Source organism: Ruegeria sp. K11 (assembly GCF_056531905.1).
In genome coordinates this window covers 289,056-311,068 of sequence record NZ_JBQFMP010000005.1, presented here as the reverse complement: position 1 = coordinate 311,068, position 22,013 = coordinate 289,056, and the positions used below count along the sequence as shown (strand labels likewise).

At 58.5% G+C, this 22,013-nt stretch carries 26 protein-coding genes; 10 read left to right on the top strand and 16 right to left on the bottom strand.

The annotated features are described in order from the left end of the window. Positions 1-66 precede the first annotated feature (66 nt). Together ACR0K4_RS10610 and ACR0K4_RS10605 are read left to right on the top strand one after the other, a co-directional pair. Positions 67-825: an electron transfer flavoprotein subunit beta/FixA family protein gene (locus ACR0K4_RS10610; protein ID WP_480518609.1), complete on the top strand. Its 759-nt coding sequence runs from the start codon at positions 67-69 to the stop codon at positions 823-825. Then, positions 825-1,754: an electron transfer flavoprotein subunit alpha/FixB family protein gene (locus ACR0K4_RS10605; RefSeq protein WP_480518607.1), complete on the top strand. Its 930-nt coding sequence runs from the start codon at positions 825-827 to the stop codon at positions 1,752-1,754. Before ACR0K4_RS10610 ends, ACR0K4_RS10605 begins: the two co-directional genes overlap by 1 nt. Positions 1,755-1,815: 61 nt before the next feature. Here ACR0K4_RS10605 and ACR0K4_RS10600 read toward each other — a convergent pair whose 3' ends face one another. Then, positions 1,816-2,628, bottom strand: a complete 813-nt coding sequence (locus ACR0K4_RS10600; protein ID WP_480853918.1) for a DUF6473 family protein — start codon at positions 2,626-2,628, stop codon at positions 1,816-1,818. A 165-nt stretch (positions 2,629-2,793) separates the two neighbouring features. Here ACR0K4_RS10600 and ACR0K4_RS10595 point away from each other — a divergent pair, with 165 nt between their 5' ends. Continuing rightward, positions 2,794-3,669, top strand: a complete 876-nt coding sequence (locus ACR0K4_RS10595) for a 3-hydroxybutyryl-CoA dehydrogenase (protein WP_480518603.1) — start codon at positions 2,794-2,796, stop codon at positions 3,667-3,669. 81 nt (positions 3,670-3,750) lie between these two features. Here ACR0K4_RS10595 and ACR0K4_RS10590 read toward each other — a convergent pair whose 3' ends face one another. From ACR0K4_RS10590 to ACR0K4_RS10560, 7 genes are read right to left on the bottom strand one after another with little or no spacing between them, the layout of a single operon-like run. Beyond that, positions 3,751-4,644 (bottom strand): lysophospholipid acyltransferase family protein, encoded by an 894-nt coding sequence (locus ACR0K4_RS10590; protein WP_480518601.1) that lies wholly within the window; start codon positions 4,642-4,644, stop codon positions 3,751-3,753. Between the two features lie 42 nt (positions 4,645-4,686). Continuing rightward, positions 4,687-4,956, bottom strand: a complete 270-nt coding sequence (locus ACR0K4_RS10585) for an HPr family phosphocarrier protein (RefSeq protein ID WP_480518599.1) — start codon at positions 4,954-4,956, stop codon at positions 4,687-4,689. Between the two features lie 16 nt (positions 4,957-4,972). Further along, positions 4,973-5,365, bottom strand: coding sequence for a PTS sugar transporter subunit IIA (locus tag ACR0K4_RS10580; RefSeq protein WP_480518596.1), 393 nt, complete (start codon positions 5,363-5,365; stop codon positions 4,973-4,975). Next, positions 5,362-6,255 carry an RNase adapter RapZ gene (gene rapZ, locus ACR0K4_RS10575; protein ID WP_480518595.1) on the bottom strand — a complete coding sequence of 298 codons (894 nt, stop codon included), beginning with the start codon at positions 6,253-6,255 and terminating at the stop codon, positions 5,362-5,364. Before rapZ ends, ACR0K4_RS10580 begins: the two co-directional genes overlap by 4 nt. Beyond that, entirely contained in the window at positions 6,240-6,710 is a 471-nt protein-coding gene (locus ACR0K4_RS10570) for an HPr kinase/phosphorylase (RefSeq protein ID WP_480518592.1), read from the bottom strand. Before ACR0K4_RS10570 ends, rapZ begins: the two co-directional genes overlap by 16 nt. Positions 6,711-6,713: 3 nt before the next feature. Then, a complete protein-coding gene (locus tag ACR0K4_RS10565) occupies positions 6,714-8,423 on the bottom strand; it encodes an ATP-binding protein (protein WP_480853917.1) in 1,710 nt (569 codons plus the stop codon). A gap of 34 nt (positions 8,424-8,457) precedes the next feature. Further along, positions 8,458-9,162 carry a response regulator transcription factor gene (locus tag ACR0K4_RS10560; protein ID WP_480518588.1) on the bottom strand — a complete coding sequence of 235 codons (705 nt, stop codon included), beginning with the start codon at positions 9,160-9,162 and terminating at the stop codon, positions 8,458-8,460. A 346-nt stretch (positions 9,163-9,508) separates the two neighbouring features. On the opposite strand from ACR0K4_RS10560, the gene ACR0K4_RS10555 reads away from it, so the two are divergent. From ACR0K4_RS10555 to ACR0K4_RS10545, 3 genes are all read left to right on the top strand, one after another. Further along, a complete protein-coding gene (locus ACR0K4_RS10555; protein ID WP_480853916.1) occupies positions 9,509-11,107 on the top strand; it encodes a phosphoenolpyruvate carboxykinase in 1,599 nt (532 codons plus the stop codon). A 341-nt stretch (positions 11,108-11,448) separates the two neighbouring features. Next, positions 11,449-11,739 (top strand): hypothetical protein, encoded by a 291-nt coding sequence (locus ACR0K4_RS10550; protein ID WP_480518585.1) that lies wholly within the window; start codon positions 11,449-11,451, stop codon positions 11,737-11,739. Between the two features lie 33 nt (positions 11,740-11,772). Continuing rightward, complete coding sequence (locus ACR0K4_RS10545) at positions 11,773-12,315, top strand: hypothetical protein (protein ID WP_480518583.1); 543 nt, start codon at positions 11,773-11,775, stop codon at positions 12,313-12,315. 4 nt (positions 12,316-12,319) lie between these two features. Here the strand turns inward: ACR0K4_RS10545 and ACR0K4_RS10540 are convergent, their stop codons facing one another. Next, positions 12,320-13,084 (bottom strand): sulfite exporter TauE/SafE family protein, encoded by a 765-nt coding sequence (locus tag ACR0K4_RS10540; RefSeq protein ID WP_480853915.1) that lies wholly within the window; start codon positions 13,082-13,084, stop codon positions 12,320-12,322. A 144-nt stretch (positions 13,085-13,228) separates the two neighbouring features. On the opposite strand from ACR0K4_RS10540, the gene ACR0K4_RS10535 reads away from it, so the two are divergent. The 3 genes from ACR0K4_RS10535 to ACR0K4_RS10525 all read left to right on the top strand — a co-directional run bounded on the left by ACR0K4_RS10535 (position 13,229) and on the right by ACR0K4_RS10525 (position 16,075). Further along, positions 13,229-14,920, top strand: a complete 1,692-nt coding sequence (locus tag ACR0K4_RS10535; protein WP_480853914.1) for an acyl-CoA dehydrogenase family protein — start codon at positions 13,229-13,231, stop codon at positions 14,918-14,920. Between the two features lie 177 nt (positions 14,921-15,097). Beyond that, positions 15,098-15,646, top strand: coding sequence for a hypothetical protein (locus tag ACR0K4_RS10530; protein ID WP_480853913.1), 549 nt, complete (start codon positions 15,098-15,100; stop codon positions 15,644-15,646). Between the two features lie 36 nt (positions 15,647-15,682). After that, positions 15,683-16,075, top strand: a complete 393-nt coding sequence (locus ACR0K4_RS10525) for an META domain-containing protein (protein ID WP_480518574.1) — start codon at positions 15,683-15,685, stop codon at positions 16,073-16,075. Here ACR0K4_RS10525 and recO read toward each other — a convergent pair. The 7 genes from recO to acpS all read right to left on the bottom strand — a co-directional run bounded on the left by recO (position 16,059) and on the right by acpS (position 21,016). Next, positions 16,059-16,784 carry a DNA repair protein RecO gene (recO, locus tag ACR0K4_RS10520; RefSeq protein WP_480518572.1) on the bottom strand — a complete coding sequence of 242 codons (726 nt, stop codon included), beginning with the start codon at positions 16,782-16,784 and terminating at the stop codon, positions 16,059-16,061. The two genes, ACR0K4_RS10525 and recO, sit on opposite strands and share 17 nt — an antisense overlap. A gap of 7 nt (positions 16,785-16,791) precedes the next feature. Beyond that, positions 16,792-17,463 carry a YrbL family protein gene (locus tag ACR0K4_RS10515; protein WP_480518570.1) on the bottom strand — a complete coding sequence of 224 codons (672 nt, stop codon included), beginning with the start codon at positions 17,461-17,463 and terminating at the stop codon, positions 16,792-16,794. Positions 17,464-17,542: 79 nt separating this feature from the next. Further along, positions 17,543-17,872 carry a DUF1491 family protein gene (locus tag ACR0K4_RS10510; RefSeq protein WP_480518568.1) on the bottom strand — a complete coding sequence of 110 codons (330 nt, stop codon included), beginning with the start codon at positions 17,870-17,872 and terminating at the stop codon, positions 17,543-17,545. Positions 17,873-17,927: 55 nt separating this feature from the next. Continuing rightward, positions 17,928-18,836: a GTPase Era gene (era, locus tag ACR0K4_RS10505; RefSeq protein ID WP_480518566.1), complete on the bottom strand. Its 909-nt coding sequence runs from the start codon at positions 18,834-18,836 to the stop codon at positions 17,928-17,930. Positions 18,837-19,025: 189 nt separating this feature from the next. Continuing rightward, positions 19,026-19,706, bottom strand: a complete 681-nt coding sequence (rnc, locus tag ACR0K4_RS10500; protein ID WP_480518564.1) for a ribonuclease III — start codon at positions 19,704-19,706, stop codon at positions 19,026-19,028. Beyond that, positions 19,703-20,539, bottom strand: coding sequence for a signal peptidase I (gene lepB, locus ACR0K4_RS10495; RefSeq protein WP_480518562.1), 837 nt, complete (start codon positions 20,537-20,539; stop codon positions 19,703-19,705). The genes rnc and lepB overlap by 4 nt, the downstream gene beginning before the upstream one ends. A 57-nt stretch (positions 20,540-20,596) precedes the next feature. Then, the gene (gene acpS, locus ACR0K4_RS10490) at positions 20,597-21,016 is read right to left on the bottom strand and encodes a holo-ACP synthase (protein WP_480518560.1); all 420 of its coding nucleotides are present in this window, start codon (positions 21,014-21,016) and stop codon (positions 20,597-20,599) included. 118 nt (positions 21,017-21,134) lie between these two features. Between acpS and ACR0K4_RS10485 the strand changes: the two genes are divergently transcribed. Then, positions 21,135-21,983: an alpha/beta hydrolase family protein gene (locus ACR0K4_RS10485; RefSeq protein WP_480853912.1), complete on the top strand. Its 849-nt coding sequence runs from the start codon at positions 21,135-21,137 to the stop codon at positions 21,981-21,983. Positions 21,984-22,013 lie beyond the last annotated feature (30 nt).

The following is a 22,013-nucleotide window of genomic DNA, read 5'->3' as shown; positions in this document are numbered from 1 at the left end:
AAACCAGCGAGAGCATTGGTGGAGTCGCGGCGCGGCTTGCCGTTTTTGTAAGGAGCATACGCAAAAATGAAGGTACTTGTGCCTGTCAAGCGCGTGATCGACTACAACGTGAAGGTTCGCGTCAAAGCGGACGGCAGCGGTGTTGATCTCGCCAATGTAAAAATGTCGATGAACCCGTTCGACGAGATTGCCGTGGAAGAGGCGATCCGTCTGAAAGAAGCGGGCAAGGCTGACGAAGTGGTTGCTGTTTCGATCGGCGTCAAGCAGGCGCAGGAAACCCTGCGCACCGCGCTGGCCATGGGCGCCGACCGCGCCATTCTGGTTGTCGCAGCTGATGACGTCCATACCGATATCGAGCCGCTGGCCGTTGCGAAAATCCTGGCCAAAGTGGTCGAGGAAGAGCAGCCGGGCATCGTTCTGGCGGGCAAGCAGGCGATCGACAACGACATGAACGCCACCGGCCAGATGCTGTCGGCCCTGCTGGGCTGGTCGCAGGGCACCTTCGCGTCCGAACTGGACATCGAAGGCGACAGCGCAAAGATCACTCGCGAGGTTGACGGCGGTCTGCAGACCATCAGCGTCAAGATGCCGACCATCGTGACGGTTGATTTGCGCCTGAACGAGCCGCGCTATGCGTCGCTGCCCAACATCATGAAAGCGAAGAAAAAGCCGCTGGACGAGAAAACCGCCGCCGATTACGGCGTCGACGTCACTCCGCGTCTGGAGATCGTCAAAACCGACGAGCCGCCGGCGCGTGCTGCCGGGATCATCGTGGGCTCGGTCGACGAGCTGGTCGGGAAACTCAAAGAAGCGGGGGCTGTGTAATGGCTGTTCTTCTTCTGGCTGAAGTCAACAATGGTGAGCTGTCGCTGGACGCCACCGCCAAGGCTGTCAACGCTGCAAAAGTTCTGGGCGATGTGACCGTTCTGGCCGCAGGCGGTTCGGCCGCCGCTGCCGGTGAGGCCGCCGCCAAGATCGACGGTGTGTCCAAGGTTCTGGTGGCTGAAGATGCGTCGCTGGGTCATCGTCTGGCAGAATCGACGGCTGCGCTGATCGTGTCCCTGGCCGACGGGTACGAGCATATCGTTGCCCCTGCGACCACCGACGCCAAGAACGTGATGCCGCGTGTAGCCGCGCTGCTGGACGTGATGGTGATCTCGGATGCGTCAGGCGTGGTTGACGGCTCGACCTTCGAGCGCCCGATCTATGCGGGTAACGCGATCCAGACCGTGAAATCGAACGACGCCAAGAAAGTCGTCACCATTCGTACCGCCAGCTTTGACGCGGCAGGCGAAGGTGGGTCGGCCTCGGTTGAAACTGTCTCGGTTCCGGGTTCCGAAGGCCTGTCTGAATGGGTCGAGGACAAAGTGGCCGAAAGCGATCGTCCGGAACTGACCTCGGCTGGCGTTGTTGTTTCGGGTGGCCGTGGTGTCGGCTCGGAAGAGGACTTCAAACTGATCGAAACGCTGGCAGACAAGTTGGGTGCCGCCGTCGGTGCCTCGCGCGCGGCTGTGGACTCGGGCTATGCGCCGAACGATTGGCAAGTGGGTCAGACCGGTAAGGTTGTTGCCCCTGACCTTTATGTCGCTGTCGGCATCTCGGGCGCGATCCAGCACTTGGCCGGTATGAAGGACTCGAAGGTCATCGTTGCGATCAACAAGGACGAAGAAGCCCCGATCTTTCAGGTTGCCGATTTCGGACTGGTTGCCGACCTGTTCCAGGCAGTGCCGGAACTGACCGAGAAACTCGGCTGATCCAAGGCCGAGATTTTTCGTCGAAAAATCTTGCAAGGCCCGCCATTGGCGGGCCTTTTTATTACGGATGCAGCACAGCCCGGGTCAATGCCTCGGCAATACGACGGTGGGTAGCTGGCCCGATCATGTGCTCGGCCATGGGTTGCTGCAATGTCCCAAACAGCATGTCCTCCAACTCATCCGAGTCGCCGGATCGTCGCACCCGCAAAACAACTGATTTCGTGCCTGTCAGGTCCAGGGCTTTCACCATTTCAGCGTTCACCCGAACCGGATCATGACAGCAGATGCCACCCGAACAGGTTTCGATCTCGAGCCATAGTAGTAAGACCGGAGGGGCGATTTGCCCCAGAAACCCGATCAGGTTTTTGGCCCAGCTTTGGCGCAACTCTTCCGCAACAACTTCAAAGCGCGCATCCGGGAACCGTTTGAGACGGCTCATGAGGTGCCGCACGAAGTGAACATCGGTAAATTCGATCTCAGGAAAAAGCGTTCTGAGGTCTTGCGTGGCTTCGATAATCCGGTCGTTTCGGCGGGGATGCACCCGATAGAACCGATTGGATTGCCCTAAAACCCCGGGCAGTTGCAGGACCACCAGTTCGGCGCTGTTGACCAACTCCAGCACCCCATCATCCTTGGCCAGTGCCTCAACCCCGCAAAACAGGCTACCGAAGTTGATGCATCTCCGGTCCAGTTTGCGTTCAAGAACGGATGGGAATGGCTGATCGACGAATCGACCGAATGTCTCCTCGCCGCCCAGACAGGCCACATACGCGCTGTCCAATTTGCGCGCCGGGCCTCGGAACTGAAGTTTTGACGTGCCGTATCGACACATCGGATTGGCAGGACCATCCACGACAACTGGTTGATAGCTCATCACGCTCACCCAAATATTTCACCCGATAGCCATGTTGCCGCCGCAGGTCTTGAGAAATTCCTAATGTGCGCATTTGAAGCGAATTTGACCGAACCGCGCCTCTTGCCGCCCGACCCGATCTGCCGATACTGTCGCAACAATCCCGCGAACCAGAGGCAGCTGAACATGGATATCAAATCGGTCGGAGTGATTGGCGCAGGCCAGATGGGCAACGGTATTGCCCATGTGCTGGCACTGGCAGATTATGATGTGTTGCTGAATGATATCAGTCAGGACGCTTTGAACGACGCGATCAAGACAATCGAAGGCAATCTGGCTCGGCAGGCCTCGCGCGGGAAAATCAGCGATGAAGCGATGCAAACCGCTTTGGCCCGGATCACGACGACGCTGGACTTGCCGAAGCTGGGTCAAACCGATCTTGTGATCGAAGCGGCCACAGAACGAGAAACCGTCAAACAGGCGATCTTTGAGGATCTGCAGCCACATCTGCTGCCTCATACGATCCTGACTTCGAACACGTCGTCGATTTCGATCACACGTCTGGCCAGCCGAACAGATCGGCCCGAGAGATTCATGGGGTTCCATTTCATGAACCCTGTTCCGGTGATGCAGCTTGTCGAGCTGATCCGGGGCATTGCAACGGACGAAGAAACATTTGGCGCGTGCAAGGCGGTTGTGGATCGTCTTGGAAAAACCGCCGCCAGTGCTGAGGATTTTCCAGCCTTTATCGTAAATCGAATTCTGATGCCGATGATCAATGAGGCCGTTTACACGCTGTATGAAGGTGTCGGTAGCGTTCAGTCGATTGATCAGTCCATGAAGTTGGGGGCCAATCATCCGATGGGGCCATTGGAATTGGCGGATTTTATCGGGCTGGACACCTGTCTAGCCATTATGAACGTATTGCATGACGGGCTGGCAGACACCAAGTACCGGCCCTGTCCGCTGTTGACCAAATATGTCGAAGCGGGGTGGCTAGGGCGCAAAACCCAGCGCGGATTTTATGATTATCGCGGTGAAGTTCCGGTTCCGACACGGTAGCTGAAAAAGGGGACCAGCCCCCTCGCCCGGATTTCATCCGGGCTCACCCCCGGGATATTTCCAGCCAGATGAAGGCGCGGATCAGCTTTTTGGGCCGAGCGCCAGCGTGTGCTTTCTGAGCCAGGCCATGAAGCCGCGCGGATCACGTTCGAGCATCTGCATGTCTTTATCGGAAATCGGGTCGCCGATCACCGGTGATTGCGGTTTATTGCAAGAGCGGACGATCTCATGCAGCAAAAGGCCTTGCCGCAAAATTGCGGAAAGCTTGTTCGCAATCTGATAGGCGCGCGAGTTTCTGCCTGGGAAATAGATCGGGACAACCTGCGCACCGGAACGGCGGATCATCTTGGCGGTAAAGACATTCCATTCCCGTTCAATGGCCGGACCGAACCAATCATCCGAAGACATCACGACACCGGACGGGAACAGGGCAACCACGCCGCCGTTTTTCAGATGCTCCATCGCCTTGCCGCGCATTTCCAGCATTTTCGCCTGCGCCTCGGGGTCATGCGGGAACGGGACAGGGATCATGAACGAGGTCGCGGCCTCATCCAGACCGGTCAGGACCGAGCGGGTCAGAATGCGATAATCGTTCCGTTTCCGGCCAATCAGTTCAGCCAGGATCATCCCATCGACCATCCCGTGCGGATGGTTGGCCACGACCACGACCGGGCCTTTTTGGGGAATACGGTCGATCTGGCTTTGCGGAGTGGTCAGATCGATGCCCATGACCTCAAGAGCACCGCCCCAGAACCGTTGACCACGGTAGTATTCGTTCTTCTTTTCGAACTTGTTGACCATACGCAGAATGGTCAGCTTGCCGGTACACCATTCGATGGCGCGAATGGCCGTCGATGTCCAGGCGTCGTCAAAGGAATTTGCATAGGTCAGAGTTCTACGGTCGTAGATTTCACCCTGATCGTCGGTCCCGTCCACGACCGGTCCTGTTTTGGTATCGTGCGTCGTTTCCGCCAATTCCTGGTCTTCCCGTTCTTGGTGTCGCGGCAGGGTTATGCCCTAGAAGCCCTCTCCGAACTTGTCGTTCACCAGCGTTTCCAGCGCCTCTGCCAACGCCTCAGCATCCGGGCCGGACGTCTCGACGTCAATAGTGGTTCCACGCGACGCTGCCAACATCAAAAGCCCCATGATACTGTCCCCCGATGCAGAAAGCCCATCACGAGAAACCTCGGCTGACGCATCGAAGCCTTCCACAACCTCTACCAGCTTGGCCGAAGCGCGGGCGTGCAGGCCTTTTTCATTTATTATTTTCAAGCTTTTGAGGGTCATTCAGGTCAATCCGGATTTATTCAAATGTCACGTTTTGCGCATTGATATACTTGCGCCCGGCCTCCATGGCCAAACGCACCGCTTCGGCCACCGGCAAGTGGCGACTTTTGGCCAGTTTTATCAACAAGGGCAGATTCGCACCGTAGAGGATTCGCCGATCCTGCGGCGCGCAGGCGCGCAGGCTGAGATTCGATGGGCTGCCGCCAAACAGATCGGTCACCACAACGACGCCGTCGCCTGTGTCGACGTGATCGGCAGCGCGGCAGATCTCCGCCTGCTTTTCTTCGCGGTCATGTTCGGGTTCGATTGCAATCGCCACGAGGCCTGGCTGTTTGCCGACCACATGCTGCGTGGCGGCAAGATACTCCTGCGCCAATCCGCCATGTGCTACGATCACGATACCGATCAACCCGGCCTCACATTCAACGCTCGTCGTTCCATTTCGCGGTGCCTAATTGACACCTGCTGGCCGCCTTCTGCAAGGGCCTTTGCAACCGCTTCCGCCACGGCGACTGAACGGTGCTGCCCCCCCGTGCATCCGAAGGCCACGGATAGATGGGCTTTACCCTCGGCCCGGAAAGCTGGCAAGAGCGTGGTCAGCAAATCACTAACCCGGTCGACGAAAGGACCGTAATTCGCATCCGCCTGAACATAAGATGCAACATCCGGGTTGCGACCGTCTTCGGCGCGCAATTCCGGACGCCAGTAGGGATTGGCCAGAAACCGGCAATCGAACACCATGTCCAATCCGCGCGGCAGGCCGCGTTTATAGGAAAACGATTCGATGGACACGGCCAGATGCCTCCCGTCCCGAGGAGCAAACCAGCGCTCGACCTCGTCGCGCAGTTGATGAACATTCAAGGGGCTGGTGTCGATCAGAGTATCCGCAATTTCGCGAATCGGAGCCAATAGCTCCTTTTCCTGTTGAATCCCCGTCTCGGGGCTTGCGTCCATGGCAACCGGGTGGCGGCGTCGCGTTTCGGAAAAGCGCCGCAGCAGCACATCTTCGCTGCAGTCCAGATAAAGCGTCGTCAGGTCCACGTTTTCCATGCGTCCCAACTTGGCAGCCAGTTCGATGAACCCGATCGTCGAGAAATCTCGGTTTCGGGCATCAATACCCAATGCCATGGGACGCTTGAGGTCCGCGCCGTCCAACAGACGGGACAACAACCGCATGGGCAGATTGTCGATTGCTTCGAACCCCAGGTCTTCCAGCACGTGGATCGCGGTCGAGCGGCCCGCACCTGACGGGCCAGTTACCAGGACAATCTGCCGCTGAGAGGTCATGTGCTCGGCCATTCCGGGTCAACCCGCCCCATTTTTGCAAGTTGCATCAATGCTGCCGCCAAATTGGGGATGCCGCGCGCGCGAAGCAAGGGAACAGTTTGCCTCAGCAGCAGAATTTCGGTCGGCTCAGGTAAACGGCTGTCTGCCGCGTCCTGCAGATCGACAATGTAAGACACGTGAACGGCCCCAACCGATTGAGCGCGCAACAGACCGATCCCGCGCGCTTCGATCAAACCGCTGATCGCGGGGACCGCGTTTGCGATGAGTTGCCCCTTTTGAGTGCTCAACGCGACTTGGTCATCCGCCACAAACTGCGCGCCCAGCGCCATCAACTGCAAGGCAAGACCCGATTTGCCCGCACCAGACGGCCCGGTGATCAACAGGCCATGACCTTGAACCGCGACGCAACTGGCATGAAGACGGGCTGTGTCGCAATCCGCATATTCTGACAGCGGAGCCGCGCCCATGGCTTAGACGGGAAGTCCCACAACGAAGCGCGCACCCAGAGGTTCCGAGGTGATATCGGTTTCCGTTGGCCGGATGTTTTCGGCCCAGATTACGCCCCCATGAGCCTCAACGATTTGCTTGGAGATCGCGAGGCCAAGACCCGAGTTGTTGCCAAAGTGCTCTTCCGGGCGTTCCGAATAAAAGCGTTTGAAAATCTTGGTCAGCGCCTGTTCCGGAATGCCCGGGCCGGTGTCCTCGACAACGATCAGAACCCGGTTGTCGCGGCGTCGTACCCAGACACGAATGGCATCGCTTTCCTCGCAGAAGGAGATGGCGTTGGTGATCAGATTGACAAAAACCTGCGCCAACCGCGCCTCAAGCCCGTTAACAATGATTGGACCGGGGGGCAGGTCGGTGATGTAGTCGATGCCTTTCTTTTTTGCATCCTCACCAAGAAACTGGCCGATATTGTTGAGAAGGTTGAGCAGATCAAACGCCTGTTCTTCTTCTTTTACCAATTCAGCGTCCAGCCGCGACGCGTTCGAGATGTCGCTGACCAAACGGTCCAACCTGCGTACATCATGTTCGATCACACCCAGCAGCTTTTCGCGCTGGTCATCGCGTTTGACCATCCGAAGCGTGCCCACGGCCGACTGCAAACTGGCCAGCGGGTTCTTGATCTCATGCGCGACGTCAGCGGCAAATTGTTCGTTGGCATCGATCCGGTTGTAAAGCGCTGTCACCATTCCACGCAAAGCCTGGCTGAGACGTCCGATTTCGTCCGGGCGCGCACTGAGGTCGGGGATGCGGATACGACCGGGATTGACCCCTGCGCCCCGATCCTTGCCCAACTCTGCAGCCGAGGCCAGATCTGCCAAAGGATTGGCAATGGTAGACGCAAGCACGAGGCTGAGACCGATAGACACCAGTAAGGCCACGACGAACATCTGCAAAATGCGTTCCTGTTCTTTCCGTGCCAGCGCATCAATCTCACCAGCGGGGCCGGCCATCGCGACCGCCCCGACAAGAACATTGTTCAGACGAATGGGCGCGGCGGCCACGATGACGGTTTCTCCGGCCTCGTCCTGAACCGCTTGTACCTGCAAGTCGCCATCCAGCGTGCGCGGAATGATTTCCTGAACACGTTGGGCAAGGGTTGGCGGGTCACTGGCAGGCGCGTTGCTGATGATCGAGGAAAGCCCGTTCCAGACCGCGTTCAAGGTGTCGCTGATCAGGGTGCCGCCCGTCGCCCCGCTGGAATTCGACCTGAGTAGCCCGGGAAACTCTGGCACAGCGGTTGCCCCGCGGGTCCAGCCGATCAGAGTGCCGGAGCTGTCATAGACAAATACTTCACCGCCTTCCGGCAGGCTGAGGCCGGACAGAGTGTCGTTCACGTCAAGTGCGATTGATGCCCCGATACCAGGCTGCCGCAACTGCGTCTCAAACACGTTGCTGACAAGTCGCGCATCACCGATCAGGTTTCCTGCAGTCTGCTGTACCCGATCCTTCCGCGAATCATCCAGATACAGCAGGCCCGCCACAAGAATGACCAGCGCGATCAGGTTGAACGTGATGATCCGACGCGCCAAAGGCGAATTGCGCAGGGAAAAAAGGTTCCGCCGCGACCGCCTGGCCCGCAGTTCGGCAGACTCGGGATCCTGGGGGATGACCCAGTCATCCCCAAGAACAACGTCACCGTCGCGCATTTCATTGACTTGCTCGGTATCGCGCACGAGACCTCTTTACTCCTGCAGGCAGCAGGCGCGTTTACTCTTCGTTGTACCGATATCCGATGCCGTACAGTGTTTCGATAGCCGAAAACTCGGAATCGGCAGCACGCATCTTTTTGCGCAAACGCTTAATATGGCTGTCGATGGTCCGGTCATCTACGTAAACCTGATCGTCATAGGCCACATCCATCAGCTGATCGCGGCTTTTGACAAAGCCGGGTCGTTGGGCCAGCGCCTGCAACAGCAGGAATTCGGTCACGGTCAAAGAGACGTCATTGCCTTTCCAGCTCACCGAGTGACGCAACGGGTCCATGCGCAGCTCTCCACGCTCCATGACCTTGGCATCGCCGGCGTTTGTATTGGCAACATCGCCTTCGGTGGCTTCCTGCCGACGCAGAAGCGCACGAATGCGTTCGACCAGCAGGCGTTGCGAGAAAGGTTTCTTGACATAATCATCCGCGCCCATGCGCAGACCCAGAACCTCGTCGATTTCATCATCCTTGGACGTCAGGAAAATGACCGGCATCTGTGTTTTCTGCCGCAAACGCTGCAACAAATCCATGCCGTCCATACGCGGCATCTTGATATCCAGCACGGCCATGTCCGGAAGCTTTTTGTTGAACGCATCCAACGCCGCCTGACCGTCATTATAAGTTTCAACCTCAAAGCCTTCGGCCTCAAGCGTCATGGATACGGACGTCAGAATGTTCCTGTCGTCATCCACCAGTGCAATCTTAGACATCGGGTTTACCCCTGTTCCTGCTCAAACACGCAATATTCCGCCTATTAGTAGAGTATTTTTGGCTTTTTTAAGGCTGCGAATCAAATTGTATCTATAAAACGTGAGATTGTTGCCACACAGTTGCGGCAAAAAAGCCGTATCGTTTCCCGGAAAAGCGCCTGAATTTCCGACAGGAAAACCGTGGTGGCGCTAAACCTGGACTTGGTTGCGCTAACTGCGTCAAACCCTCCTGTTCATGCCCCAAATGACCATGATAAGACCCGCGCATCCGCCGGTTTTTCCCGGCCTATTGCCCAAGGCGCACGCGGCCCAACCGCCTTCGCGCCACCACACGGAGAAGACACACATGACATCTGGACGGGTTAACCCGCAATTCCGCCTCGAGGATCAGGGCATCGAGGGTCTGGGCAATGTCTATTACAATTTCATGGAACCCGCGCTGATCGAAGAGGCGCTGAAACGCGGCGAAGGCACGCTGGGCAATGGCGGTGCTTTTCTGGTGACCACCGGCAAATTCACCGGCCGATCCCCCAAGGACAAGCATGTCGTCAAGACCGACAGCGTGGCCGACAGCATCTGGTGGGAAAACAATGCCGAGATGAGCCCCGAAGGGTTCGATGCGCTTCATGCCGATATGCTGGAGCATATGAAGGGCCGCGACTACTTCGTGCAGGATCTGGTCGGCGGGGCTGATCCGGCTTATTCGATCAATGTGCGCATGGTCACGGAACTGGCCTGGCACAATCTGTTCATCCGTCATCTGCTGCGCCGTCCGGATCGCGAGGACCTGGATGACTTCACCGCGGATTTCACCATCATCAACTGCCCCAGCTTTCAGGCCGACCCGGCCAAGCATGGCTGCCGCAGCGAGACGGTGATCGCGCTGAACTTTGACCGCAAGCTGATCCTGATCGGCGGCACCGAATATGCAGGCGAGAACAAGAAATCCGTCTTTACACTGCTGAACTACATGCTGCCCGAGAAAGGCGTGATGCCGATGCACTGCTCGGCCAACCATGCGGTCGGCAACCCTGTTGATACTGCGGTGTTCTTTGGCCTGTCAGGCACTGGAAAAACCACCCTCTCGGCTGACCCGGCGCGCATTCTGATCGGCGACGACGAGCACGGCTGGTCAGATCGCGGCACCTTCAATTTCGAGGGCGGCTGCTATGCCAAGACAATCAACCTGAACGCCGAGGCCGAGCCGGAAATCTACGCCACCACCAGCAAATTTGGCACCGTGATCGAAAACATGGTCTTTGATCCGGAAACCAAAGAGCTGGATTTCGAAGATGACTCGCTGACAGCGAACATGCGCTGCGCCTACCCGCTTGAGTACATTTCGAACGCGTCAAAAAGCGCGTTGGGTGGGCACCCCAAGAACATCATCATGCTGACCTGTGACGCGTTTGGCGTCCTGCCTCCGATCGCACGGCTGACACCGGCACAGGCGATGTATCACTTCCTGTCAGGCTTCACGTCCAAAGTAGCCGGGACCGAGCGGGGCGTGACCGAGCCGCAGCCCACATTCTCGACCTGCTTCGGCGCGCCCTTCATGCCGCGTCGCCCCGAGGAATACGGCAACCTGCTGCGTGACAAGATTGCCCAGCACGGCGCCACCTGCTGGCTGGTCAACACCGGCTGGACCGGTGGCGCTTATGGCGTGGGCAGCCGGATGCCGATCCGGGCCACACGGGCCCTGCTGACTTCCGCTTTGGAAGGATCGCTGCGTGACGCCGAATTCCGCAAGGATGCCAATTTCGGCTTTGATGTGCCTGTCTCGGTTCCCGGCGTCGCCGAAGTCTTGCTGGACCCGCGCCGCACCTGGGACGATCAGGCCGCGTTTGACCGTCAGGCTGAAAAGCTGGTCCAGATGTTCGCCGAGAATTTCGAACAGTATGTTCCCTTCATCGACGACGACATCAAAGCCGTCGCAATCGGGTAATCGCGCAGATGGGGGCAATCATGCCCCCATTGACAGATTACGCTGAAACCCGGTGCAATCGGTGCGGTTGCAACACGAGCTCACGCAAAAATGCATTGCGACAAAAGAGCTGTTGGGATATCGAACCCCATCAGTCAGGTGCCTGTGGCTGTGTTTCAGATTATGCAGGTGTCGGACCGTGAACCAGAGGTCAGCCGCGCACGCTCAGTCAATACTGCGTGCCGGACGATCCCAAAATGTAACGATCAAAGCCACTTGGGGATGAGTGTCAGTTTGAAATGTTAACCGGGTTCTCGCAGCCTCAATCATCTCGCACCGACACGATAAATGACAGGTAGACCATGACAGAAATTTCGAAACTCACGGAACTGCGCAAACTGATGCAAAGCATGGAAAAGACGCTGGGGCTGGAGGAGCTTTCTCCTGTCGAACGGGATATCTATTATGCGGCCGAAGAGCTTTCGAAAGCGGACCAAGAGGTTCGTACATTTGGCCTGATCGAGCACACACTGGTCAAAAGCGTCTCGCGCCCCACGTTCTTCCGGGCACTCAAATCGCTGGTGCAGAAGGGCTACCTTTCGCAAAGCGGCAACGCCAATCGCGGGCGGTACGTCGTTCATGCCCCCAGGTGATACCGCAAGCCTGCGCATTGATGGCTGAATGCCGTGCGCAGGTGGGTCTCGGACACATTTTTCGCCTCTCTGGCCTATGTGGCTGCATCATTCCTCACCTTCGAGGTGCTGATGCCGCTGCAAAACATGTTCTTTCCTGAATATCCAAGCCGCGCCAGTCTGCTGTTTCTGCCGCATGGCGTCCGCGTGCTGACTGCGTGGCTGCTGGGCTGGCGCGCCATTTTTGCCTTGCTGCCCGGCGTGTTCCTTGTCTTCTTTGCCATTGGCGGGGTCGATGTGTTTGCGCCCAGCCGGTTGCTGGCCATAGGCATCGCGGTCACAACTGTCCCTGCAGTGTTTTATCTATGCAAATGGTTGGGATGGGACCTGTTCCCCAGCCCCGACCGCAAGCCCTGCTGGCTGTGTATCATGGGGGTCGGGGTCGTGACTTCTTTCCTGGTTGCCAGCCTGACCAATCTGGCATTCGGCAGCGCAACTGCGGAATTTATAGCCTATCTGATCGGAGACATCTCGGGCCTGTTCTTCCTGATGCTGGGGCTGCTCTATGCGTTCAGACTGATGGAAAAGCGCGGCTGACGCCTCAACCCAACAATCCGCGACGCAGCAGGTTGAACCCGGCGATCAGTAAAACCAGCAACGTCAACTTGCGAAATTGGGCCTGATCAATCCGATTTTGCAGAGAAAGCCCGCACCACATGCCCAGCACCGCAGGCGTCACCAGCAGGGCCGAAAACACCGCAGTTTCGGCCCGCAGGATACCCGACCCCAAATGCGCCAGCATCAAAGCCACCGCCCCCAGCCCGTAGATCACCCCTTGCACGCGCATCTGGTCACGTTTTGGCGTGTTCAGCGCCGTCAGATATGCCACGGTCGGCGGCCCCCAAACACCGGACATCCCTCCGACAAAGCCTGCGACGGCGCCGATTGCAGCCTCGACACGCAATGAAGGGTTCTGCAAGGTCAGCCGCAGGCCCAACAGCTGAACCAGCGCGAAAAAAAACACCGGAAGCCCGATCACCAGCAGGAAAGTCTTTGTCGGCAAAACACTGACCAACTGTGCCCCCCCTAACAGAAAGATCAGCCCGACCCCCAGAAAGACCCGAAATTGACGGACAGAGGCGATCGCCGCCACTGGTCCTTCGCGCAGCGCCTGCAGGCCATTGGTTGCCAATGTCGGCAGAATCAACCCTGCCAATGCAAGATCGGGCGGCAACAGGATGCTGAGCCCGGACACCAATACCATCGGCATAGCGAACCCAACCATACCTTTGATCCATCCCGCAACAAATGCAACAATCAGAGCGAGGTAGAAATCCTGCGGACTCATGAGTGAAAACAGCGCCATATCGCTTTCATATCACCCGTGCGGAATTCTGCATTGCAAAAACGATCTCGTAATTTTCGAACTTTTTTAGGCATTATTACGTATTTTTGTTGCGCTGCACGTGCAGCATGATATGACCAGACGACCTTGAGAAGGACGTGACTGATGGCCCATGACGGACAGGATTTGACCACCATGACCCAACCGACGGTATTGCCCGATCTGTTGACGCTGACCGCTACTGCCCTGCCGGCGGTCGAAACGGTTTTCACCCGCGCCCGCGCCTCGGTCCGCGACATGGTCTCGCAGGATGGCAAGGTTTCTGGTGCCCTGATCGAAGCGCACCAGACAGCGGCACATGGGTTGTCATGGCTGGCCACCTACCATCAGGCATTGCAGCAGATGCAACGCTGGGCCGAGGCGCTGACGGCCGAAGGCAAGTTCGGCGAGATCGAACAGCTGCTGCACCAGATCGCATTTGGCGAATACCTGCATCAGATTGCCGGCGGCATCCCGATGAATCAGGGCGAGGTCGTGCGCCTTCAGGACCTCGGGCTCGGCTGGGATGCGCTCTCGGGTTTCCAATGCAGCGAGGTTCAGACTTTGATGGCCCAGGCCAATTCGCAAGCAGCGCGAACGCGGCTTGTGGAATTGATGGAGGATCAGGCCGGAGCCACGATGTTCGGGGCCTCGGGTCTGGATGAAGAGCTTGAGATGATCCGGGATCAGTTCCGTCGCTACGCGCAGGAAAAGGTCGAACCGCACGCCCATGACTGGCACCTCAAGGACGAATTGATCCCGATCGAAGTTATTGAAGACCTGGCAGAGATGGGTGTTTTCGGCCTGACCATCCCCGAAGAATTTGGCGGCTTCGGCTTGTCCAAAGCCTCGATGTGCGTGGTCTCGGAAGAGTTGTCGCGCGGCTATATCGGAGTGGGGTCGCTGGGCACCCGGTCCGAGATTGCGGCAGAGTTGATTATTGCGGGTGGCACCGACGCCCAGAAAGAGCATTGGCTGCCCAAAATCGCCAGCGCCGAGATTCTGCCGACCGCCGTCTTTACCGAACCCAACACCGGATCAGACCTCGGCAGCCTGCGCACCCGCGCGGTCAAGGATGAAAGTGGCGACTACCAGATCACCGGCAACAAAACCTGGATCACCCATGCTGCGCGCACCCATGTGATGACATTGCTGGCGCGCACCAACCCCGAAACCACCGACCATCGCGGCCTGTCCATGTTTTTGGCCGAAAAGACCCCGGGCACTGAGGAAGACCCCTTCCCAACGCCCGGCATGACCGGTGGCGAGATCGAGGTTCTGGGCTATCGCGGGATGAAGGAATACGAGTTGGGCTTTGACGGCTTCAAAGTCAGGGGCGAGAACCTGCTGGGCGGCGACGAAGGCAAGGGCTTCAAGCAACTGATGGAAACCTTCGAATCCGCCCGTATCCAGACTGCGGCCCGCGCCATCGGTGTGGCGCAAAGCGCGCTGGATATCGCCATGCAATACGCGCAGGACCGCAAACAATTCGGCAAATCGCTGATCAACTTTCCCCGGGTCTCGGGCAAACTGGCAATGATGGCGGTCGAAATCATGATCGCGCGACAGCTGACCTATTTCTCGGCCTGGGAAAAAGACCATGGCCAGCGCTGCGATCTCGAGGCCGGAATGGCCAAGTTGCTGGGCGCGCGGGTTGCTTGGGCTGCGGCGGATAACGGGTTGCAGATCCATGGTGGCAATGGATTCGCACTGGAATACAAGATCAGCCGCGTTTTGTGCGATGCACGCATTCTGAACATTTTTGAAGGGGCTGCTGAGATTCAGGCACAGGTGATTGCCCGGCGTCTGCTGGGCTGACCATTTCAGCACCCTGTTTCCCCAACTTGACCCGGCGCCCGCGCCGGGTCTTTTTTCGCGCCATTCATACAGACCTCTCTGTCATTGGGGACGGAATGACGCGAAATCTCCCCCTAGGATTCCCCTTTCAGGATCGGTAGATCACCGGGCGACACAGTCCGAGCAGGTGGCACAAACATGATCCGATTGACGCTGGTCCTATTGGCAGCCCTCGCGACGCTGGGCGGCTGTGCGACGCCTCGACCCACTGTCACCCAATCCGGCATTGATGAGTTGGCGCAGGCCATCCAAAGCCTTGACCCAAAGGTTGACCCCGCCGAGGCCCAGGACGCGGCGCGCATAGCTTATACATATTCTCAGAATCTGGCCGAGGAATGGCAGATCACCGATCCGGCCATCGTCCATAACGCCAAGATCATCAATGGGTTCCGTGAGTTCGGACTGTGCAACGATTGGGCGCAAGCTATGACCACACGGCTGCGGCAGGAAAATTTCCGCACACTCGATCTGCATTGGGCCACGTCTCCTCCAACCGCGTTCAGGATCATCCATCACTCGGCCCTGATCAGCGCCAAGGGGGACTCGATGTATGATGGCATCATCCTGGACCCGTGGCGCAACAGTGGCGCGCTGTACTGGTCAGCGGTGCGCGAGGACACCAGATATAACTGGCGTCCGCGTCAGGATGTGCGCGACGCGTTGCTCAGCGGCGCAAACCCCTATTGAGGCGGCTCGACGCCGCAACCGAAGGACAGAACGCCCATGTTACGCCGGACCCTGATTCTCCCCCTGCTGGCTCTGTTTCAATGCGACAGGGATGAGACCGTTGCGGCTTATGCTGCCGCGGATAGGACCTGGGTTTTGCAACAGATCGACGGAGAACCCTTCGCGACCAGTGCCCTGTTGCAATTTCCTGAAGATGGTAAAATCACCGGACATGGTCCATGCAACAGCTTCAACGCCACCCTGAACGCGCCTTATCCCTGGTTCGAAATTCAGAACCTGTCGGCAACGCGGGCAGCCTGTGCAGGGCTTGAGGCCGAGGGGGTTTTCTTTGCCGCTTTGCTGGCCATGACACAGTCGGAAGTATCCGGCGACGTGTTGATCCTTCGAAATGACGCCGGGCACGAGATGGTCTTCAAAGCCGCCGAGTGAAATGTTCCACAAATCGCTCTCGGGCCTCGGGCAATGGATTGTGGCCCAGCGACGGGGCCAATCGATGGTTTAGGAAATACCCGGTGGTCCTGAACCCGTCGGCAACTTCCGTGTCCTCGCCCTGCCCTTCTCCCCTGAGGCACGGGGGCAGCGGCAACAGCCTGTCCGCCCAGTCTCCGGCCCCGGCCGCACTGACAGCCCGACCTGTTTTGGGCGACACGTATTTCAGCCCTTCCGACGCTCCCGTGACCGCACATTGACTAAGGTCCAGACCAAACCCCAACTCTTCCAACACCGCCAACTCCCAGCGCAGATAAGCCAGGGGCCAAATGTCGTCCTGCCCCAGCAGGTCCAACAGTTGTTCGGTCGTTTTGTACAGCTCCGGATGTGGTTGACGTTCGGGCATCGAGAAGGACAGCAGCGAGACCACCGCATTCAACCCGGACAACGCCAAACGCCCCGAGAACGCTGCCGCCGCTCGGGACCGGAGCGGTTCGACCTGAAACGTGCCGATATGCTCCTCAAGCCTAGCGCGCCATAGAACATCCAGCTGCGCTCCGGGCTGCAGGATCGGCGCAATCTTGCGACTGGTTCCACCACGGACCACCCCGGCGTGACGGCCATGGGATTGGGTGAACACCTCGATGATCGCCGCGGTCTCACCATGGCGGCGCGTGGTCAACAATATCCCTTGGTCGCGCCAGTCCAAGCCGCGCTCACAGCATCATGCGCTTGCGGCGGCGCGCCGAGGATTTCCGGAAGGCCCAGTCGCTGATCAGGGTCAGTGGCAGCATAATGCGTTCCCCCAACCCGTCGATGACCACCAGTTTTCCGCCCCGTTCCTGCGCACGCACGATGTTCTGGCGGCTGATGTCGCCGACAATGATCCGACCGTTTTCCAGATCAGTCAGCAATTCGTCCAGTTCCTTCATCAACGCAGCGTGCCGTGGGTCGCTTTTCGGAACTCCGCGCAACTCTTCGGTAATCGTTTGCGCCAGATCGCCGTCGGGGCCAGTCATTTTCTCCACCGCAATCGCAGGCCCTTCCGAGGTTTGCGCATAGCCATAGAACCCGGCCAGCCGCCAGATTTCAGGGCACCCCCGGCTCATGGCGGCAAGGTATTCATTGGCCTCACGCTGCCATTGTCTGAGGTTGCTGTACCGGAATGTGGAATATCGTTTGAAAAACCGTTTACGCGGTTTGTCCGTCCGGACCTTCAATAGCACGCCTTCAAAATGGGGATGGTCGTAAATCTTGTAATTGCGGCTGGCCCGCAATGGATTTTGATTGCTGAGGTCGATCATACCTTCATCCCATTCGCCTGTGATCGGAACCGCCGTTTGGTCCGATCCAAAGGCCCCCGCATCTTTGACCAGACCGACGACCATGTTCCGCCTGAGTATTTGCGCCCGCTCTGGACTTGCAACCCAAAAGCTACGCAATCGCAATGCCATGCACAATGCCGGGTCAGTCGAGACCTTCATCTCCTAGCAAATGCCGCCCGTTCCGGTCTTCCACTTCTATCACCCACAGATCGGGATCAAATCCACGTTGACGTGAGATGGCCTGATCCACCTCGGCCTCGGGGCCCCTGGCAAGCTCGACCCATTTCCGATCGCCGCTCATCAGGTCAAAGCTGCGCTGGAAGGCGGTTGCATCGCCATCCAGCGTGTTAAGCTTGACCAGCACTGCGCCTGCCGTGTCATCGCCATGGGTGACGACAAAAGCGGGGATGTCCTGAAACCGAAGCCGTGCCAGGTAGGCATGAACCCAAAACTCCGCCGTCAGCCGGGTCATGGTGCCGTCCTGTCCGTTTGTGCCGAGAATTTTCGTCGAAAATTCTTCGCCCGTGTCATGCGTTACCGTCTTTGAAATCCAAACCCATTTCCGAGTAGCGCTCGGATTCCTCCAGCCAGTTGGGCCGGACCTTGACCTGCAGAAACAGGTGGATCTTGCGATCAAGAAACTCTTCCAGTTCCGCCCGCGCGGCCTGACTGACAGCCTTGATGGTCTCGCCCCGCTTGCCCAACACAATGCCCTTGTGACCGTCGCGCATGACATAGATGACCTGATCTATCTTGGCAGACCCGTCCTTGCGTTCTTCCCAGTTTTCGGTCTCGACGGTCAGTTGATAGGGCAACTCCTGATGCAGGCGCAGGGTCAGTTTCTCGCGAGTCATCTCGGCCGCAATCATGCGCATCGGCAGGTCGGCGATCTGGTCTTCGGGGTAGAGCCACGGGCCTTCGGGCAGCTCTGCGGCCAGCCATTTGCGCAGATCGTCAACGCCATGGCCTTTCTCGGCCGAGATCATGAAGGTTTCGGCAAAGGGATAGCGCACGTTCAGGTCGCTGGTGAGCGCCAGCAGTTTTTCCGAGGGAACCTTGTCGATCTTGTTGATTGCCAGCGCGATGGTGCGGCCCTGCCCGATTTCTTCCAGTCCCTCGAGGATGCGTTCGACCCCTTCAGTGATACCACGATGGGCCTCGACCATCAGCACAACCACATCGGCATCAGCAGCCCCGCCCCAGGCGGCGGCGACCATGGCACGGTCCAGCCGGCGGCGCGGTTTGAAGAGGCCCGGCGTGTCCACGAAAACCAACTGCGCATCGCCTTCCATCACCACACCGCGAATACGGGCACGGGTGGTCTGGACCTTATGTGTCACAATCGAGACCTTGGCCCCGACCATGCGGTTCAGAAGGGTGGATTTGCCTGCGTTGGGCTCTCCGATCAGGGCAATGAATCCGGCGCGTGTGGTCATGGGTGATGCGATCCTGTTTGCAAGTGCGCACCCCTATAGCAGAAAGGACCGGTGGGCCAGAGGGATTTGTCGAAATGCAAAGAGCGCGCGTATTCCAGAAGACAGTGACGGGGGGGGCCAGCCCCCCAAACCCCCCGGGATATTTTTAGCCAGATGAAAAGCGGATCATGTGCGTGGTGGATTTGCGACTCATGCCATAAGTGAGGTGAGCAACGCCTTGGCTGCGGCTTGCTCGGCCTGACGTTTAGATCCTGCGGTAGCCTGCGCTTCGGTGCCGTCCTGCAGGCGAGCGGCAATGGTGAAGATGGGGGCGTGGTCGGGGCCGGTGCGTTTGACCTCGATATAGGACGGTGGTTTCTGACCGCGGGCTTGCGCCCATTCCTGCAGCGCGGTTTTGGCGTCGCGCGCATCGGCCTCGACCGTGTGAATGCGATCCCCCCAGAGCGCGAGAATGACGTCGCGGGCGGCTTCGAACCCTGCGTCGCGGTAGATGGCCGCGATGACGGCCTCCATCGCATCACCCAGAAGGGCTTGTTTGCGGCGTCCACCCGAGAGCATTTCGGACCTGCCCAGCTTCAGCACTGCGCCCAAATCGATCTGGCGGGCGACATCGGCGCAGGCCTCCTTACGCACCAACGCATTGAAACGTGGGGCCAACTGACCTTCCGAGGCTTTTTTGTCGGCCTCAAGCAGCGCGGTGGCCATGACGAGACCTAATACGCGGTCACCCAGAAATTCGAGTCTCTGATTGTCCGGTCTTGTAGGCGAGGAGACAGAGCCGTGGGTCAGGGCGCGCACCAGCAGCTCAGCGTCGGAGAATTCATAGCCCAACCGCCGCTGGAACGCCTTTATCTCTGCCGATAGCTTCAATTGACCGCCTTAAAATAGCGATCGCTGCGCCAGGTCCAGAAGAACAGCATCGAACGCCCGGAGGATGAGAACATGATCCTGTCCGCGCGACCGATCAGATCCTCAAAAGGCACATAGCCGACACCGCCAGCCGATTGCGGCAACCGACTGTCGGCCGAATTGTCCCGATTGTCTCCCATGAAGAAATACTCTCCCTCTGGCACGACATAGACACCGGTGTTGTCGGATCCCTGGTTGCCGATATTGAGAACTTCGTAAGATACACCGTTCGGCAGCGTTTCTATGAAACGGGATTTTTCACACGCTCCGCCGATGCCAACCGGCCCGTTCTCGCATCGCGGGCTGAGGCCCTGAGGGCCCTGACGCGCGGCGACTTCAGTAAATACTCCATCCGGCTTCTGCGGAACTTGCGTCCCGTTCAGGATGATCTGGCCCTCGCGGATCTGAATGCGATCCCCCGGCAACCCGATCAGGCGTTTGATATAGTCGCGCCCGGTGACAGGATGGCGGAATACGATGACATCGCCCCGTTCCGGTTCACCACCGAAAACGCGGGAGTTGTCGCCCTGCATCCAGCCGCACAGGTCTTCGGCATCCACATTCAGACCAACACTGGGGATGATCAGACTGGGGCAGGAAGCGTAGGAATACCCATAGGCCATCTTGTTGACGAACAGGAAATCACCGATCAGCAGAGTCGGTTTCATCGACCCGGACGGAATCCAGAAGGGTTGAAAGAACAGTGTGCGGAAAACGCCCGCGATCAGAAGGGCGTAGACGATGGTTTTGATCGTCTCCCAGACGGCGTTTCCTGATTTGGCTTCCTCGGCCATACTGCTCTCCGGTCCTTGATTGGTTGGGGTGCTACATGCGGGGCAGATTGGGGCAAGTCAAGGCCGTGCGGCCGCATCGTGAAGCGGGCGCGCCTCGATCACCACGAAGGCCTGTGCCCAGGGATGGTCATCGGTCAGAGTGACGTGGATGATCGCCTCGTGCCCGTCGGGTGTCATCTCGCGCAGGCGTTCCGCCGCCCAGCCCGTGACATGCATCACTGGCTGGCCTGTCGCCAGGTTGGTGACGGCCATGTCCTTCCACGCGATGCCCATGCGCAGGCCGGTGCCCAGCGCCTTGGAGCAGGCTTCTTTTGCCGCCCATCGCTTGGCGTAGGTTCCCGCGGTATCCGCGCGCCGTTCGGCCTTGCGCTGTTCGGTCTCGGTGAAGACGCGGTTGCGGAACCGGTCGCCGAAGCGGTCAAGTGTGCCCTGAATGCGGTCGATATTGGCGAGGTCTGTGCCGATGCCGAGGATCATGTGTTTCTCATTTCTGCTGTGGCGACAATCAACGGCAATTTGGTCCCGTTGGCAAGCCGATGGCCTGCGGGGGCAACCCTGTTATATTGAAATGAAAGCTTAAGCGGGGAGAGGCCGGATGATCACCAGACTTATGACCGCGATCGCGCTGGCCGCTGCGGCCATGGGCACCGCCGTCCTGGCGGCTCCGCGCGATTGCGGAAGCGAAGAGAATCCGTGTCGGGTCGGAGATCTGACCTATCGCGTGGTCCTTCCCGAAGACTCCGAGAACGCACCCGGCGTCATCTACCTGCATGGATATGCAGCCACAGCAAACTCGGCCGTCAAGCTGCCAAACCTTGCGCGGGCGTTTACGGATCGGGGGATCGCGTTGATCGTGCCCGATGGTCAGGTCGATGTTGGCAATCCCAAGGCGTTGGATTGGGGAGTGCATGACGGTCATCGCTGGCCCAGAGATGACCTGAAAGCCCTGGATCAGATCAAGGCCGATGCAATAAGTCGGTTCGGGCTGAACGCGGAACGCATCCTGCTGGCAGGGTATTCACGCGGCGGGTCCATGGTTTGGGACAAAGCCTGTTACAATCACGATTTTGCCTTCGCCTACGCGTCCGCGTCCGGCGCATTCTGGGAACCGATGTGGCGGCGGTGCAGCGGCCCGGTTCATATGCATCACTCGCATGGTTTTGCCGATCGCACGGTTCCGCTCGAAGGCCGGGTTGTCGTTTTCGGCGGCTACGAATTCGAACAGGGCAGCGTCATGAAGTCGGTAGAATTGCTGACCCGCACCAATGGCTGCGGGCAGATGGCCAACGACGTAAGCATCGATACCGAAACCTGGCAAAAGCACTGGAGCAAGTGCGAGGCGGGTTCAATTGTGCTGTCCCTTGGCCCACACGGCCACGGCAGACAAGCGGATTGGGCAGATCAGGTGGCACAGTGGTTCGTCGAACTCTCTGCTGTGCCCTAAGCCAGAGAGATCGTCAATCGGTTTTCCTCG